This window comes from Pseudorhodoplanes sp., assembly GCF_050250235.1.
Taxonomy (GTDB): Bacteria; Pseudomonadota; Alphaproteobacteria; order Rhizobiales; family Xanthobacteraceae; genus Pseudorhodoplanes.
This window is the reverse complement of sequence record NZ_JBFWPA010000019.1, coordinates 1-14,816: the sequence shown is the minus strand read 5'-3', so window position 1 is coordinate 14,816 and position 14,816 is coordinate 1. Positions and strand designations below refer to the sequence as shown.

Annotated in this window: 10 protein-coding genes; 3 read left to right on the top strand and 7 right to left on the bottom strand. The window is 65.3% G+C overall.

The genetic code is table 11. The features are described 5' to 3' along the window. The first annotated feature begins 62 nt into the window (after nucleotides 1–62). Both AB7F49_RS11125 and AB7F49_RS11120 read left to right on the top strand, forming a co-directional pair. Nucleotides 63–1,784: a carbamoyltransferase C-terminal domain-containing protein gene (locus AB7F49_RS11125; RefSeq protein WP_428522260.1), complete on the top strand. Its 1,722-nt coding sequence runs from the start codon at nucleotides 63–65 to the stop codon at nucleotides 1,782–1,784. 100 nt (nucleotides 1,785–1,884) lie between these two features. After that, entirely contained in the window at nucleotides 1,885–4,107 is a 2,223-nt protein-coding gene (locus AB7F49_RS11120; protein ID WP_428522258.1) for an NADP-dependent isocitrate dehydrogenase, read from the top strand. A gap of 97 nt (nucleotides 4,108–4,204) precedes the next feature. Here the strand turns inward: AB7F49_RS11120 and AB7F49_RS11115 are convergent, their stop codons facing one another. Both AB7F49_RS11115 and AB7F49_RS11110 read right to left on the bottom strand, forming a co-directional pair. Then, nucleotides 4,205–4,834, bottom strand: coding sequence for a ferric reductase (locus AB7F49_RS11115; protein WP_428522256.1), 630 nt, complete (start codon nucleotides 4,832–4,834; stop codon nucleotides 4,205–4,207). Nucleotides 4,835–4,853: 19 nt separating this feature from the next. Next, nucleotides 4,854–5,342, bottom strand: a complete 489-nt coding sequence (locus AB7F49_RS11110; protein ID WP_428522255.1) for a Twin-arginine translocation pathway signal — start codon at nucleotides 5,340–5,342, stop codon at nucleotides 4,854–4,856. A 346-nt stretch (nucleotides 5,343–5,688) separates the two neighbouring features. On the opposite strand from AB7F49_RS11110, the gene AB7F49_RS11105 reads away from it, so the two are divergent. Further along, nucleotides 5,689–6,900 carry an NADP-dependent isocitrate dehydrogenase gene (locus AB7F49_RS11105; protein ID WP_428522253.1) on the top strand — a complete coding sequence of 404 codons (1,212 nt, stop codon included), beginning with the start codon at nucleotides 5,689–5,691 and terminating at the stop codon, nucleotides 6,898–6,900. Nucleotides 6,901–7,042: 142 nt separating this feature from the next. On the opposite strand, the gene AB7F49_RS11100 is transcribed toward AB7F49_RS11105, so the two are convergent. The 5 genes from AB7F49_RS11100 to recA all read right to left on the bottom strand — a co-directional run. Then, nucleotides 7,043–8,281: an autotransporter outer membrane beta-barrel domain-containing protein gene (locus tag AB7F49_RS11100; RefSeq protein WP_428522251.1), complete on the bottom strand. Its 1,239-nt coding sequence runs from the start codon at nucleotides 8,279–8,281 to the stop codon at nucleotides 7,043–7,045. A gap of 29 nt (nucleotides 8,282–8,310) precedes the next feature. Next, entirely contained in the window at nucleotides 8,311–8,664 is a 354-nt protein-coding gene (locus AB7F49_RS11095) for a hypothetical protein (protein ID WP_428522249.1), read from the bottom strand. Nucleotides 8,665–8,993: 329 nt separating this feature from the next. After that, nucleotides 8,994–10,778, bottom strand: a complete 1,785-nt coding sequence (locus AB7F49_RS11090) for a cation:proton antiporter (RefSeq protein ID WP_428522247.1) — start codon at nucleotides 10,776–10,778, stop codon at nucleotides 8,994–8,996. Between the two features lie 114 nt (nucleotides 10,779–10,892). Then, nucleotides 10,893–13,553, bottom strand: coding sequence for an alanine--tRNA ligase (gene alaS / locus AB7F49_RS11085; RefSeq protein ID WP_428522245.1), 2,661 nt, complete (start codon nucleotides 13,551–13,553; stop codon nucleotides 10,893–10,895). A gap of 508 nt (nucleotides 13,554–14,061) precedes the next feature. Then, nucleotides 14,062–14,816: recombinase RecA (recA, locus tag AB7F49_RS11080; RefSeq protein WP_428522243.1), on the bottom strand; the 755-nt coding region annotated here is incomplete at its 5' end.

Genomic DNA, 14,816 nt, shown 5'->3' with positions numbered 1-14,816 from the left:
CCAGTTGTCGCAACCGATAAATCCAGCTAAACGATCGCGGCCCGATCCCGCCGATCCCTCCAATGTCCCAGCTCATCCTTGGCGTCCATTCCGGCTCGCATGATGCGGCCGCGGCCTTGTTCGACGACTATGATCTCAAGGCTGCCGTGTCGCTGGAGCGCCTGACGCGGAACAAGGGCGACGGCGCCTATCCCGATCCGGCAATCGACGAGGTGCTCTCCATCGTTGGCGCCACGCGCCAGGACGTGGACGTGGTGTGCCACAGCCGCACCCTGATGCCGACCCGGTATTTTCGACACCTGTCGATTTTCGACCGGATCAAGGAACAATACCGCACCCATTTGCGCGGCAAGCCGCGGCGGCAGATGATGCCGGAATTGCGCCGGCACCACACCGCCGATGTCGAGCGCTTCTACGATTCAGCCGCGCTGTTGCGCGACAATGGCTTCCGCGACGGCACGCAGTCCTTTTTCTACAATCATCACGAAGCGCATGCTCTGCCCGCCTTGTTCTACAGCCCGGACTGGGAGGATGCGCTGCTCGTCACGGCTGATGGCGGCGGCGACAACGTGCACTACAGCCATCGTCACTTCGCGCATGGTGCGCTGACGAATATCTATGGCGGCGAAGACACCATTCTGACCCCGCCGGTGGAGGACAGCCTCGGCAAGATGTACGGCGCCGCGACCAAGGCGCTCGGCTTCCGTCGGGTGCGGCACGAAGGCAAGGTCACTGGCCTCGCCGCAATGGGCAATCCTGTGCGCGCCGCCGAACTTGCCGCAAAGTTTTCCGTCGACGCCAATGGCCGCGTGCATTCGACGCTCGGGAGCGACCGCGAGATCAACGCCTTCATGCAGGCTCTGAAGCGGGGGCTCGGCAGGGAGGACTATGCGGCGAGCGTCCAGCAGGTGCTGGAAGACACCATGCGGCTCTCGTTCGAGCGGCTGCTCGCCAGGCATCCGGCGAAGCATGTCGGCGTGTCGGGCGGCGTGTTCGCGAACGTGAAGCTCAACCGGCTCCTGGCGGAGACATTCGGACTGAACGAGGTCTTCATCTTCCCCGCCATGGGCGATGACGGGCTGCCCGTAGGCGGCGCGCTCGCCTTTCTTCTGCGCCGCGACGGCCTGGCGGCGTGGCTGAACAACAGGCGCGATCTCGGCCCGGTCTATCTCGGCCGCGATTTCACCGCCACCGTGGACCGAGCGCTCGCCGCCATCCCGAACGTGCGTCGGACGCCGGACGCGCCGGTTGCCGGCAGCGTGAAGCGGCTCGAAGCGGGGCAACTCGGGGCGATCTATACCGGCCGCATGGAATACGGGCCCCGCGCGCTCGGCAACCGAACCATCCTTGCCAATCCGTCGCGCCGCGAGACCCATGACCTGCTGAACGAGCGGCTGTCACGGTCCGAATTCATGCCGTTTGCGCCGGTTGCGACCGCGGAGCGCGCGGCGGATGTTTTCGATATCACGAAAGTGAACGCCCGCGCCTGCCGCTACATGACGATCGCAACCGATGTGCGCCCGGACTGGCGTAAGCGCATCGCGGCGGTGGTGCATGTCGACCAGTCGGCACGGCCACAGGTGATCGAACGCGCCGACAACCCGCTCTATCACGACATCATCTCGGGGTTCGATCGCGCGACGGGGCTCGCAGCCCTGGTCAATACCTCGTTCAACGTGCACGAGGAGCCGATCGTGAACACGCCGGCCGAATGCGCACGCGCACTCACCGACGGCCGGATCGATTTCGTGGTCACGAACGAGGCACTCTACGTGCGCGGCTAGACCGTTTTCCCGCAGGCGGCGCCGTCGCCCAACAAGGCTTTCACCTTCACGGGGCGGATGCTATAGGGCGCCCGCCGACCGGCCGACCAGGGGTGCAAGCATGCCGAATCTCGAGATCATGTGGACGAAAGTCGATGAAGCCCCGGCGCTTGCGACCTATTCCCTGCTGCCGATCGTCGAGGCCTTCGTGGGCGCGGCAGGCATCTCCGTGAAGCTGAAGGACATCTCCTTGGCCGGCCGCATCCTCGCGAATTTCCCCGAAAAGCTTAAGCCCGAGCAACGGATCGGCGACGAACTCACCGAACTCGGAGAGCTCGCGACCCGGCCCGAAGCCAATATCATGAAGCTGCCCAACATTTCCGCCTCGATCCCGCAGCTCAAGGCCGCGATCAAGGAATTGCAGGGCAAGGGCTACGACATCCCGGACTATCCGGATAATCCTGCGACCGACGCCGAGAAGGACATCAAGGCCCGCTACGCCAAGGTGTTCGGCAGCGTCGTCAATCCGGTGCTGCGCGAGGGCAATTCGGATCGCCGCGCCGCCGGCGCCGTCAAGCAATATGCTCGCGACAATCCGCACAAGATGGGGGCCTGGAGCAAAGACTCGAGGTCGCATGTCGCACATATGTCGGCCGGCGATTATTACGGCTCGGAAGTTTCGACCACCGTGCCGGCAGCGACCAACGCCCGCATCGAACTGGTCGGCAAGGACGGCGCGGTCACGGTGCTGAAGGCGAAGACGCCGATCCAGGCGGGCGAGATCATCGACGCCGCCGTGATGAGCCGCAAGGCGTTGCGCGCGTTCTTTGCCGAAAAGATCGACGCCGCCAGGAAGGAAGGCGTGCTGTTCTCGCTGCACGTCAAGGCGACCATGATGAAGATCGCCGATCCCATCATTTTCGGTCACGCCGTATCCACCTTCTTCGCCGATGTGATCGAGAAGCATGCCGCCACTCTGAAGAAGCTGGGCGTCAATCTCAACAACGGCTTCGGCGACCTGCTGGCGAAGATCGAGACATTGCCGGCGGCGGAGAAAGAAGCCATCGAGGCCGATATCGCAGCCCAATATGCGAAACGGCCGGGCCTCGCCATGGTCAATTCCGACAAGGGGATCACGAACCTGCACGTGCCCTCGGACGTGATCGTCGACGCCTCGATGCCGGCGATGATCCGCGACTCCGGCAAGATGTGGGGCGCCGACGGCAAGCTGCACGATGTCATGGCCGCGATCCCGGATCGTTCCTATGCGAGCCTGTATCAGGCGGTCATCGATGACTGTAAGGCCAACGGTGCGTTCGATCCCAAAACCATGGGTACGGTTCCGAATGTGGGGCTGATGGCGCAAAAGGCCGAGGAATATGGCTCCCACGACAAGACCTTCGAAGTGCCGTCGGCCGGCACGGTTCGGGTTGTTGCCGAAGACGGCAAGGTGTTGCTGGAGCGTCCGGTCGAACAGGGCGACATCTTCCGGATGTGCGAGGTTCGCGATGCGCCGATTCAGGACTGGGTGAAGCTCGCGGTGCGCCGCGCCCGCATCACCGGCACCCCGGCGGTGTTCTGGCTCGACAAGAACCGGGCGCACGATGCCCAGGTCATCGCCAAGGTCGAAAAGTACCTGAAGGATCACGACACGGCGGGGCTCGACATTCGAATCCTGGCGCCGGTCGAGGCGATGAAATTCTCACTCGACCGCATCCGCAAGGGACATGACACGATCTCCGTCACCGGCAACGTGCTGCGCGACTATCTCACCGACCTGTTTCCGATCATGGAGCTCGGCACGTCGGCCAAGATGCTGTCGGTCGTGCCATTAATGGCGGGCGGCGGCCTGTTCGAGACCGGGGCCGGCGGCTCTGCGCCCAAGCACGTGGAGCAGTTCCAGCAGGAAGGCTATCTGCGCTGGGATTCGCTCGGTGAATTCCTCGCGCTGGGCGCATCGCTAGAACATCTCGCGCACACCTACAAGAATCCGAAGGCGCAGGTTCTCGCCGAGGCGCTCGACACCGCCATCGGCAAATTCCTTCAGTTCAACCGCAATCCGGCGCGCAAGGTCGGCGAGATCGACAACCGCGGCAGCCATTTCTATCTGGCTTTGTACTGGGCGGAGGCACTGGCCGCGCAGACCAAGGACGCGGAGTTGCAGGCCCGCTTCAAGCCGCTGGCCGAGACGCTCGCCAGCAACGAGGCCAGGATCAATGCGGAACTGATTGCCGCCCAAGGCAAGCCGGTCGACACCGGAGGTTATTACAAGCCGGATGACGCCAAGACATCGGCGGCGATGCGGCCGAGCGCAACGCTGAACGCAGCGCTGTCCGCGCTTTAACCTCACACCGCCGCGAAAGCGGGGAGCCCAGTGTTCCTGACAAGAGAACTGGATGCCCGCTTTCGCGGGCATGAGCGGAGTTTGGATAACGGCCGGGCTAAAGCGGATTCGAGGCGCTCTCTCCGCGCGCGGCCGGACGCTTTCGCGACACCCGGCCGGCCATCACCTTGACGGCCGCCAGCACGACAAGCGCACACAGGGCCGCTTTCGACATCGTCTCCATCGTCCCTTCGATCAGAAGGCTGTGCACCACGCTGCAAACGACGATGACGACGGCGAGCGACATGTGAGCGGAGCGCCACGTCCGTGGCGCCAGTCCCGATCTCCGGCGAAGCGCAGCAAACAGTGCTGTGGCGAAAATCGCCCACATCGCGATAACCCCGAAGGGGGAAAACAAGGTCGGCGACATGAACAGCAGCGCGTCGATCATGTCCGGCGGGCTGGCGATCCAGAGCCCCCCGACATGGACCAGGACCGCTGCGACCAGGGCGCCACCGATCCAGAGATGCGTACGCCGTCCGCTGTAACCCTGCAGCCCCGGCAGGTAGCCGCCGATCAGCAGCGGCTGAAGCAGCACGAGACCAAGCGCGACGATCCCGGCGAACCCGGCGACGATATAGGTCAGGCTGCGATATTCGTGCAGCGGGCTCACCGCCGCAAAGCCCATCGGAACAAGGATGGCGGCTGCTAGGGCGGCCCAGATCAGGGCCACCCGGACGGCTCTCATCGGCGCATTCCCAACCCGCTCAGGCCGGCTGAAGGACGAAGTGCGCCTCGAGGCTCTTGTCCTTTGCGGACTTCATCAAGGGGCGAAGAAAGACGGTCTTGAACTCGCCGCTGTCATAGGCGAGGTGACCATGCGGCTGTCCGAAGATGGGGACGATCTGCGGCATTTCGAGACGGAACCGGCCGTCTTTGTCCGTAAGCGTGGCGCCATGGCTCTGCGGCTCGTGCTCCTGCCCTTCCGTCGTGTGCGCCCAGATCTGGATGCGCTGCCCGGCCAACGGCGCGCCGTCGCCCGCGCGGCGGACGGTCCCGCTCATCCAGAAGCCGCCCTTGCCGATCCGCTGCACGATCGGCGCCCCCTTGCGGTAGTTGTTCGCGCCGCCCCGCATCGACGGCGTGGGAGCGATGCCCTGCGCGTGCGCCGGCAGCAGCAGACCGCACGCGCCGGCTGCGATCACGGAGCCGCCAGTCACGAGGAGGTTGCGGCGATTGAGAAGCACGGTGGTCATCTGAGTTCCTCCTGCCGACATTCGATTGGCGACATGCGACGACTCCAGTTAGGCGCGAGGCCCGTCGAATCTACCCCGGTTGCGACCAAATGCCAGTCACGAGGCAAACCCTGCGGCCAGCCGCAATGACAGTTCCGTGAAGGCGGATGCCCGCGGCACGAGGTCGTCCCTCGATGGTGAACCATCGAACGGATTTCATATTCCCGGCGGACGATCGTTTTGCGTCGCGCATATCGAAAAGGCCACCGTACGACTTCCGGCCAGCTTCGCTTCGTGCGCGACGGCGTGCTATAGACCCCGCAAGCGGCTGCCGGGGCTGCGCGCGCTCAACAGGTGGCTTGCTGACATGGCTAAGATCAAGGTGAAAAATCCCGTCGTCGAGATGGACGGCGACGAGATGACCCGCATCATCTGGCAGTTCATCAAGGACAAGCTGATCCATCCCTATCTCGACATCGACCTGCTCTATTACGATCTCAGCATCCAGAAGCGCGACGAGACGGACGACCAGATCACCATCGATGCCGCCAACAAGACAAAGGAAGTGGGCGTCGCGGTGAAATGCGCCACCATCACGCCGGACGAAGGCCGCGTGAAGGAATTCGGCCTGAAGGAAATGTGGCGCTCGCCCAACGGCACCATCCGCAACATCCTCGGCGGCACCATCTTCCGCGAGCCGATCATCTGCAGGAACGTGCCGCGCCTTGTGCCGGGCTGGACCCAGCCGATCATCATCGGCCGCCACGCCTATGGCGACCAGTACCGCGCCACCGATTTCAAATTCCCCGGCAAGGGCAAGCTAACGCTCAAGTTCGAAGGCGACGACGGCAAGGTGATCGAGAAGGAGGTCTTCCAGGCGCCGGGCTCCGGCGTCACCATGGCGATGTACAATCTCGACGATTCGATTCGTGACTTTGCGTATGCCTCCTTCAACTACGGCCTGTCGCGCAACTACTCGGTCTACCTGTCGACCAAGAACACCATCCTGAAGCAGTATGACGGCCGCTTCATGGAGCTGTTCCAGGAAATCTTCGACAGGGATTTCAAGGCCGAGTTCGACAAGCGCAAGATCGTCTACCAGCATCGCCTGATCGACGACATGGTGGCGTCGGCGCTGAAATGGTCGGGCGGCTATGTCTGGGCCTGCAAGAATTACGACGGCGACGTCCAGTCCGACACGGTGGCGCAGGGCTTCGGCTCGCTCGGCCTGATGACCTCGGTGCTGATGACACCGGACGGCAAGGTGGTGGAAGCCGAAGCCGCGCACGGCACGGTCACGCGCCATTACCGCGAGCATCAGAAGGGCAACGAGACCTCCACCAATTCCATTGCCTCGATCTTCGCCTGGACCCGCGGCCTCGCCCACCGCGCCAAGCTCGACGACAACGCGGCGCTCGCAAAGTTCTCCGCCACGCTTGAGAAAGTCTGCGTCGACACGGTGGAGTCCGGCTTCATGACCAAGGATCTCGCGCTCCTGGTCGGGCCCGAGCAGAAGTGGCTTTCAACCACGGGTTTCCTCGACAAGATCGATGAGAATCTGAAGAAGGCGATGGCGTAGCTTCGGGTGTCACCACATACTCCGCTCGCCCCCGCGAAGGCGGGGGCCCAGACTCTTTCGCGGAAGAACTGGGTCCCCGCTTCCGCGGGGAAGAACGGAGAATGAAGAGAGACGGCGCCTGCCGCCTCGCTTGCCGCCCCCCTCACCAGTTCCAGCGCAGGCCGCCGGAGACGAGGTGCGATACGTCGCCGCCGCGCAGTTCGGCGTCGTAGGAGGCGAAGGCCCGCAGCCAGGCCGCAAGCCGCGCGGTCATCGCGCCGCCGAGCATCACCGCGAAGCGGTCGGGCTGGATGCCGGTCACCGGCAGCGGCGTGTTCGCGGGATCGGCGACAAACCGCGCCGTGAAGCCGCGCGGATCGTCGAGGAAATCGTAGACCACGCGCCCGCGCAGTTCCGGCGTCCAGTCTGCGCCGCCATAGGCGAACGTGGTGGACACGCGCCCGCCGGCATAGCCCTGCAGCGCATCGATGGTGGCGCGGTCGCCGCGAATGTCGAGGAAGGTCGAGCCGGTCTCGGTGAAGCCGTCGACCCGCAAGGCGGTATAGACGAGGCCCGCCAGCGGCTCGACGCGATAGGCGCCGACATCATAGCGCCGCACCGCCTCGAAGCCCGCCGCAATCGTGGTGGCGTCGTAGCTCGCGGTGGCGGGCGTCGGGAACAGCGTCAGCCGCTTCGAGTCGATGTCGCTCCAGCCCGCGGTGACCGTGCCGGTGAAGGACCATGGCCCCGGACGATACGCGGCATAGGCGCCGGCGCGCAGCGTGTCGATCCTGCCGCTGTCGCCGGTCCTGTCCTGCTCGACCTTTGCGGTGCCGAAGCCGAAGGCCGCGCCATAGAGCCAGTCGCCGACGAGGCGCTCGATGCCGCCCTCGCCCGAGGCGGTGCGGTTGCGGTAGCCGAAATTGGTCGCGGTGCCGTCGAAGGTGGCGCGGCCGAGCGTGCCCCTGATCCACGCCCGCCAGCCGTCGCCCAACGCGACCGTCATCGGCACGCGCGGCGCCTTGGTGGCGAAGGCGAGCGCACCGTCGAAGTCGAACGCGGATGCGCCCATCGCATCGGCCGCGAATGCCATCGGCAAAGGCGAGAACAGCGCGCCCGCGCCGTCGCCATTCTGCGATCCGCGCGCCAGCAATGCGCCGGTGAACCAGAACGAGCCGTCGAGCAATGTGGTCTGGAACGCCGTGTGCAGGTCGCCGAGCAGGAAGTTGACGCCTTGGGCCGACAGCGTCCGCGCCGCCTGCAGGAAGTTGGTGACGAAGGTCTCGGTGTGGGTGTTGGTGTTGAGGTTGGTGGTGCCGGGAGCGACGAAGAACGTCTGGCTTTGATCTGAGCCGATCAGGATGGTGCCGGGTCCGATGGCCACCTGCGTTGAGACACTCACGACAGGGGTCACATCTTTTGCGACCAGCGTCAGCCCTTTTGCCCCCCCAGCACGCCGAGACCGGCCAGCGCGTTCTGGATCGCGCCGCCGTTCGGGCCGGCCAGCGCGGCCTGCAACTGGCCCGACAGCACCGGCTGGCCGGGCGCAACCGCGGTCGTGCCGGGCTCAGTCACGCTGACGGTCGTGGTGCCGTGCGTGGTCGACACCGTACACGTGTTCGGCGGGTTGGGCGGCACGCAGGCGACCTGCTGCGCTTGCGCCGGCCCGGCCGCGACCAGCGCGGCCGCCGCCGCGAGCGCGGCATAAGACGACCTGCGACGGCACGCAGGCAGCCCGCGCGGCACGCGGGTGAGCCGATGCCGGCCAGACGCGACGCCCCCCATGCAGCCGCCCCTCTGGTGATCAACCGAAAGTAGAGGGTAGTGGAGACCCCCCCCGCAATACCCAAACGGACAGGACCGGTGGACACGCGTCAATTTCGTCGGGGCGTAGCGGCGCCGCCACAGCGGCCGGACGCCGCGCCGAAGCCGGCTCCCGGCGCAACCTCGACGGCATCACCACATACTCCGCTCGCCCCCGCGAAGGCGGGGGCCCAGACTCTTTCGCGGAAGAACTGGGTCCCCGCTGGGGCCTGTCATCGGGCCGCGCTTTGCGCGGACCCGTTGGCGGGGACGAACGGAATTTCTTGCTTGTCCGCCGTGACGCCTGCCGTCTACTCGGCCGCGGCTTCGTCGGTCTTCGCACCCTTTTCCGATTTGCGCGACTTCTTCGCCGCCCGCCAGACCGCGGCGACCTCCAGGTTGCGGATGTCGGCGATGCGCCGGTCGGCCACGTCTTCCGGGAAGTCGAGATTTTCGAGAAGCCGCCCGGCGAGTTGAAGGCTGGCTTCGACCGCTTCCGGGATCGCATCGGTTGCGCCGAGTTTGGTCAGCCGCGTCGCATGCTCGGAATCCTTGGCGCGCGCCAGAACACAGGCCTTCGGCCGCAGCTTGGTGATCTCCATCACCATGCGCTCCGTGGCATCGGCGCTGCCGAGCGTTACGATAAAGGCTCGCGCCTTTCTCACTCCGGCATGATGCAGGATTTCATGACGGCTGGCATCGCCGAAATAGACCGGGCGATCCTTCTCCCGATGTTCGGTCACCAGCGCGCCGTTGGTATCGAACGCGATCCAGGGCACGTTTTCGGTGTCGAGTACGCGCGCGACCGTTTGCCCGACCCGGCCGAACCCGCCAATGATGACATGGTCGCGCATCTCGGACATGCCCGCGTCCGGCGAATGATGCTCGTGCTCCATCGGCTCCAGCCGCTCGCCGAGCGCGCGTGCCGCTTTCGCCAGCACCGGCGTCACCATCATGCTCAGGCCGGCAACCGCGATCGCAGACGTTGCGAGTTCCGGGTGCAGCAATCCTTTGGCGCTGGCCAGTCCGATCACAATGAACGCAAATTCGCCGCCCTGCGCCAGCAGCAACGCAACCTCCGCGGCGATCGGACGCTCGACCCGGAAAAGCCGCGCGGCCCCGTACAGCGCCAGCGCCTTGATCGCGACCAGCCCGATCAGCGAGAGCAGGATCCAGCCGATATGCTGCCACACCACCTTGAGGTCGATCACCATGCCGACGGTGACGAAGAAAATGCCGAGCAGCAGGCCCTTGAACGGATCGAGGTCGACTTCGATCTGATGGCGATATTCGCTGTCGCTGAGCAACAGTCCCGCGAGGAACGCGCCAAGCGCGACCGAAAGTCCGGAGGCGCCGGTCGCCGCCGATATGCCGACGACGATGGTGAGCGTGATCGCCATGATCAGTTCGCGGCTGCCGGTGCGGGCCGCCGAGCGGATCAGCGGGGTCACCACATACCGTCCGATCACCATGATGAGGGCAACCGCCGCGAAGGCCTGTGCGAAGGGCAGCAGCAGATCGAACAGCGACTTGTCGCCGGCGCTGCGCGCTTCGAGGATTCCGATCGTGAACAGGACGGGGACGACGCACAGATCCTGGAACAGCAGCACCGAGAGCGCCACCCGTCCGACCGGCGTGGCCGCGCGGTGCTGTTCGACCAGAAGCTGCATCACGATCGCGGTCGACGACAGCGCAAAGCACATGCCGAGAATGAGGCCCGCGGGCGGCGTGATCCCGCTCATGCGGATGATGGTGCCGATCACCACGATGCAGACACCGACCTGCAAGAGCCCGACACCCAGCACATAGCGCCGCAATTGCCACAGCCGCGGCAGCGACAATTCCATGCCGAGCAGGAACAGCAGAAACACCACCCCGAGTTCGGCGAGCGGTTCCGCGGCCTTCGGATCTTCGAGCGTGATGTAGCGCAGGATCGGATAATGGTCGTCAAGATAGCCGATGCCGAACGGGCCGAGCACGAGGCCGATCAGCAGGAAGGCGAGCACCGTGCCGACAAACCGGTGCAGGAGCGGGACCAGAATTCCCGCAGCGACGAGAAAGATCAGGATGCCCTTCAGGTGTTCGGCGTGCAGCACGAATTCAGTTCTCCTTCCCGCACGTCGACAGCAGCTCGACGTCATCCCCGCGAACGCGGGACCGTAACCGCTGCTCTGGAACATGGGTCCCCGCTTTCGCGGGAACGCCGAACCTCACCCCGCGCCGATCGCGGCTTCGATCGCCTTCAGCGCGGCATCGGCCTTGGAACCGTCCGGCCCGCCGGCCTGCGCCATGTCGGGCTTGCCGCCGCCACCCTTGCCGCCCAGCACTGCGGAGGCCTTGCGCACCAGATCGACGGCCGAGAATCTTGAAACAAGATCGGGCGTCACGCCAACCACGATGCTGCCCTTGCCGTCGTCGCTGGTCGCGACCAGCGCGACCACGCCCGAGCCCACTTGCTTCTTGCCCTCGTCGGCCAGGCCTTTCAGGTCCTTGATGTCGATGCCCGTCACCGCGCGCGCCAGCAGCTTGACGTTGCCGACATTTCTGATGCTGTCGCCGCCGCTGGACGCGCCTCCACCACCCATGGCGAGTTTCTTCTTCGCCTCGGCCAGATCGCGTTCGAGCTTCCGGCGCTCGTCGAGCAACTGGGTGACGCGCTCGGGCATCTCGGTAACACTGGTGCGAAGAAGATCGCCGGCAACCGCCTGTGCCACCTGCAGGGTGGCGTTGGCGGCCTTGCGCGCGGCGCGCCCCGTCAGCGCCTCGAGCCGTCGCACGCCCGCCGCGACGCCCTGATCCGACACCACCGATATCAGCCCGATATCGCCGGTGCGTCTCACATGCGTGCCGCCGCAGAGTTCGACCGACCAGCCGAGCGCGTTGCCGCCGCTTTCGCCCATGGCCACGACCCGCACCTCGTCGCCGTATTTCTCGCCGAACAGCGCGCGCGCACCGGATGCGCGGGCATCGTCGAGGCTCATCAGGCGCGTGGTGACCGCGGAATTCTGCGTCACATAGTCATTGGCGAGGTCCTCGACCTTCTCGATTTCCTCGGCCGTCATCGGCTTGGGATGCGAGAAGTCGAAGCGCAGCCGCTCGGGCGCGACCAGCGAGCCCTTCTGCGCAACGTGATCGCCGAGAATCTGCCGCAGGGCCTCATGCAGCAGATGCGTGGCGGAATGGTTGGCGCGGATCGCGCTGCGCCGCGTGTGGTCGACGTCAAGTTGCAGCGCGAGGCCCGGCTTGAGACTTCCCTCCTCGACCACGCCGACATGCACGAACAGGTCGCCGGCCTTCTTCTGGGTCTCGCTGACACGAAACCGCACACCGTCCGCCGCCATCACCCCGGTGTCGCCGACCTGACCGCCCGATTCGGCATAGAACGGGGTCTGGTTGACGATCACCACGCCGGTGTCGCCCTTTTTCAGTTCGGCAACGTCCCTGCCCTCGCGCAGGAGCGCCGTCACGACACCCTCGGCGCCCTCGGTTTCGTAGCCCAGGAATTCGGTGGCGCCGAGCTTTTCGCGCAGCGGGAAATAGACCGCCTCGTCGGCGGCGCCGCCGGAGCCCGACCACGAGGCCCGCGCCTTTTCGCGCTGCTTTTCCATCGCCGCATTGAAGCCTTCGAGATCGACCGAGATGCCGCGCGGCCGCAGCGCGTCCTGCGTCAGGTCGAGCGGGAAGCCATAGGTGTCGTAGAGCGTGAACGCGGTTTCGCCCTGCAGCGCATCGCCGTGCTTCAGCGCCTTCGACTCGTCTTCCAGAATCGACAATCCGCGTTCCAGCGTCTTGCGGAAGCGGGTCTCTTCCAGTTTCAGCGTCTCGGCGATCAGCGCCTCGGCGCGATGCAGTTCCGGATAGGCCTGGCCCATCTCGCGCACCAGCACGGGGACGAGCCGCCACATCAGCGGCTCGCGGGCGCCGAGCAGTTCGGCGTGCCGCATCGCGCGGCGCATGATCCGCCGCAGCACATAGCCGCGGCCCTCGTTGGAGGGCAGCACCCCGTCGGCGATCAGGAAGGCCGAGGCGCGCAGATGGTCGGCGATCACCCGGTGCGAGGCCTTTTGCGGGCCGTCGGGGGACACCTTGGTCAGTTCGGCGATCGCGGAGATGATCGCGCGGAACAGGTCGATATTGTAATTGTCGTGGGTGCCCTGCAGCACCGCGGCGATGCGCTCGAGCCCCATGCCGGTATCGACCGAAGCCTTCGGCAGGTCGACGCGCGTGCCGTCCGCCAGCGCCTCGTATTGCATGAACACGAGATTCCAGATCTCGATGAAGCGGTCGCCGTCCTGATCGGGCGAACCGGGAGGACCGCCTGGAATCCGGTCGCCGTGGTCGTAGAAGATTTCCGAGCACGGCCCGCACGGACCGGTGTCGCCCATCGCCCAGAAATTGTCCGAGCCGGCGATGCGGATGATGCGGCTTTCGGGCAGGCCTGCGATCTTCTTCCACAGTTCGAACGCCACGTCGTCGTCGATATAGACCGTGGCGGTCAGCCTGTCCTTCGGCAGTCCGAAATCCCTGGTGATCAGATTCCATGCCAGTTCGATCGCTTGGTCCTTGAAATAATCGCCGAACGAAAAATTGCCGAGCATCTCGAAGAAGGTGTGATGGCGCGCGGTATAGCCGACATTGTCGAGATCGTTGTGCTTGCCGCCGGCGCGCACGCATTTCTGCGCGGTGACGGCGCGGCTATAGGGACGCTTCTCCAGACCGGTGAAGACGTTCTTGAACTGCACCATCCCGGCATTGGTGAACATCAGGGTCGGATCGTTTCGGGGCACCAGCGGCGAGGACGGCACCGCGGCGTGGCCGTTGCGCGCGAAATAGTCGAGAAAGCCTGCCCGGATATCGTTGACGCCGCTCATGAAGGTCTTGCCGCCAAAGTCTTGCCGCCGCGCACCCCGAAGGCCCGCGGCCCTGCTGCCCCGGGATGACAGGCCCGGATCGGATGGATGGTTCGGGGGATATGTAGCGACGGGGTCCCGTCAAGTCCAGAAAACCCGGGATTTTCCGGGCGGTTGCCGCCATTCGTGACGCCGCAGGGGCGCCGGCACGCGAACCGCGACGCCCCCGACGCCTTACGGGGCGCGCAGCAGCGGCTCTGCCTGGCTCTGCCAAAAAAAGCGCCGGGGAAAGGACCGCGAGGCAAGCGGTCCCCTCACCCGGCCCGCGCGGCGACGCGGTTTGGAAGTCACTCCGGCTGGCAAAAATCGGGCTGGCAAAAATCGGGCATTCCGGGACGCCGCCAGAAGCGCTTTCACGCGCGTCTTCGAGGCGGCAGCGCGGCCGGTCCGGAATCCGCAACCGCGACCGGGCGCATGGTTTTCGGGCTCGCGACCTGCGGCCGCGCCCCGGAATGACGCATGCCCAAAACTATCCCTCGGCGGCCTCGTCCTCGCCGTCGTCGTCTTCCTTCTCGCCGGCCAGGATCTTCTCGGCAATCAGCCCGGAATTCTGCCGCACCGCCGCCTCGATGGCGACCGCCATGTCGGGATTGTTGCGCAGGAAGGTTTTCGCATTCTCGCGGCCCTGCCCGATGCGCTGGCTGTCATAGGAGAACCAGGCACCGGATTTCTCGACCACGCCGGCCTTGACGCCGAGATCGATCAGTTCGCCCACCTTGGACACGCCCTCGCCATACATGATGTCGAACTCGACCTGCTTGAACGGCGGCGCCAGCTTGTTCTTCACCACCTTGACGCGGGTCTGGTTGCCCACCACCTCGTCGCGATCCTTGATCGCGCCGATACGGCGGATGTCGAGCCGGATCGAGGCGTAGAATTTCAGCGCATTGCCGCCGGTGGTGGTTTCCGGCGAGCCATACATCACCCCGATCTTCATGCGGATCTGGTTGATGAAGATCACCATGGTCTTGGACTTGTTGATCGAGGCGGTGAGCTTGCGGAGCGCCTGACTCATCAGCCGGGCCTGCAGGCCGGGCAGCGAATCGCCCATCTCGCCATCGAGTTCGGCCTTGGGCACCAGCGCCGCGACGGAATCCACCACCACCACATCGACCGCGCCGGAACGCACCAGGGTGTCGGTGATTTCCAGCGCCTGCTCGCCGGCATCGGGCTGCGAGATCAAAAGGTCGTCGACATTGACACCGAGCTTGCGCGCATAGACCG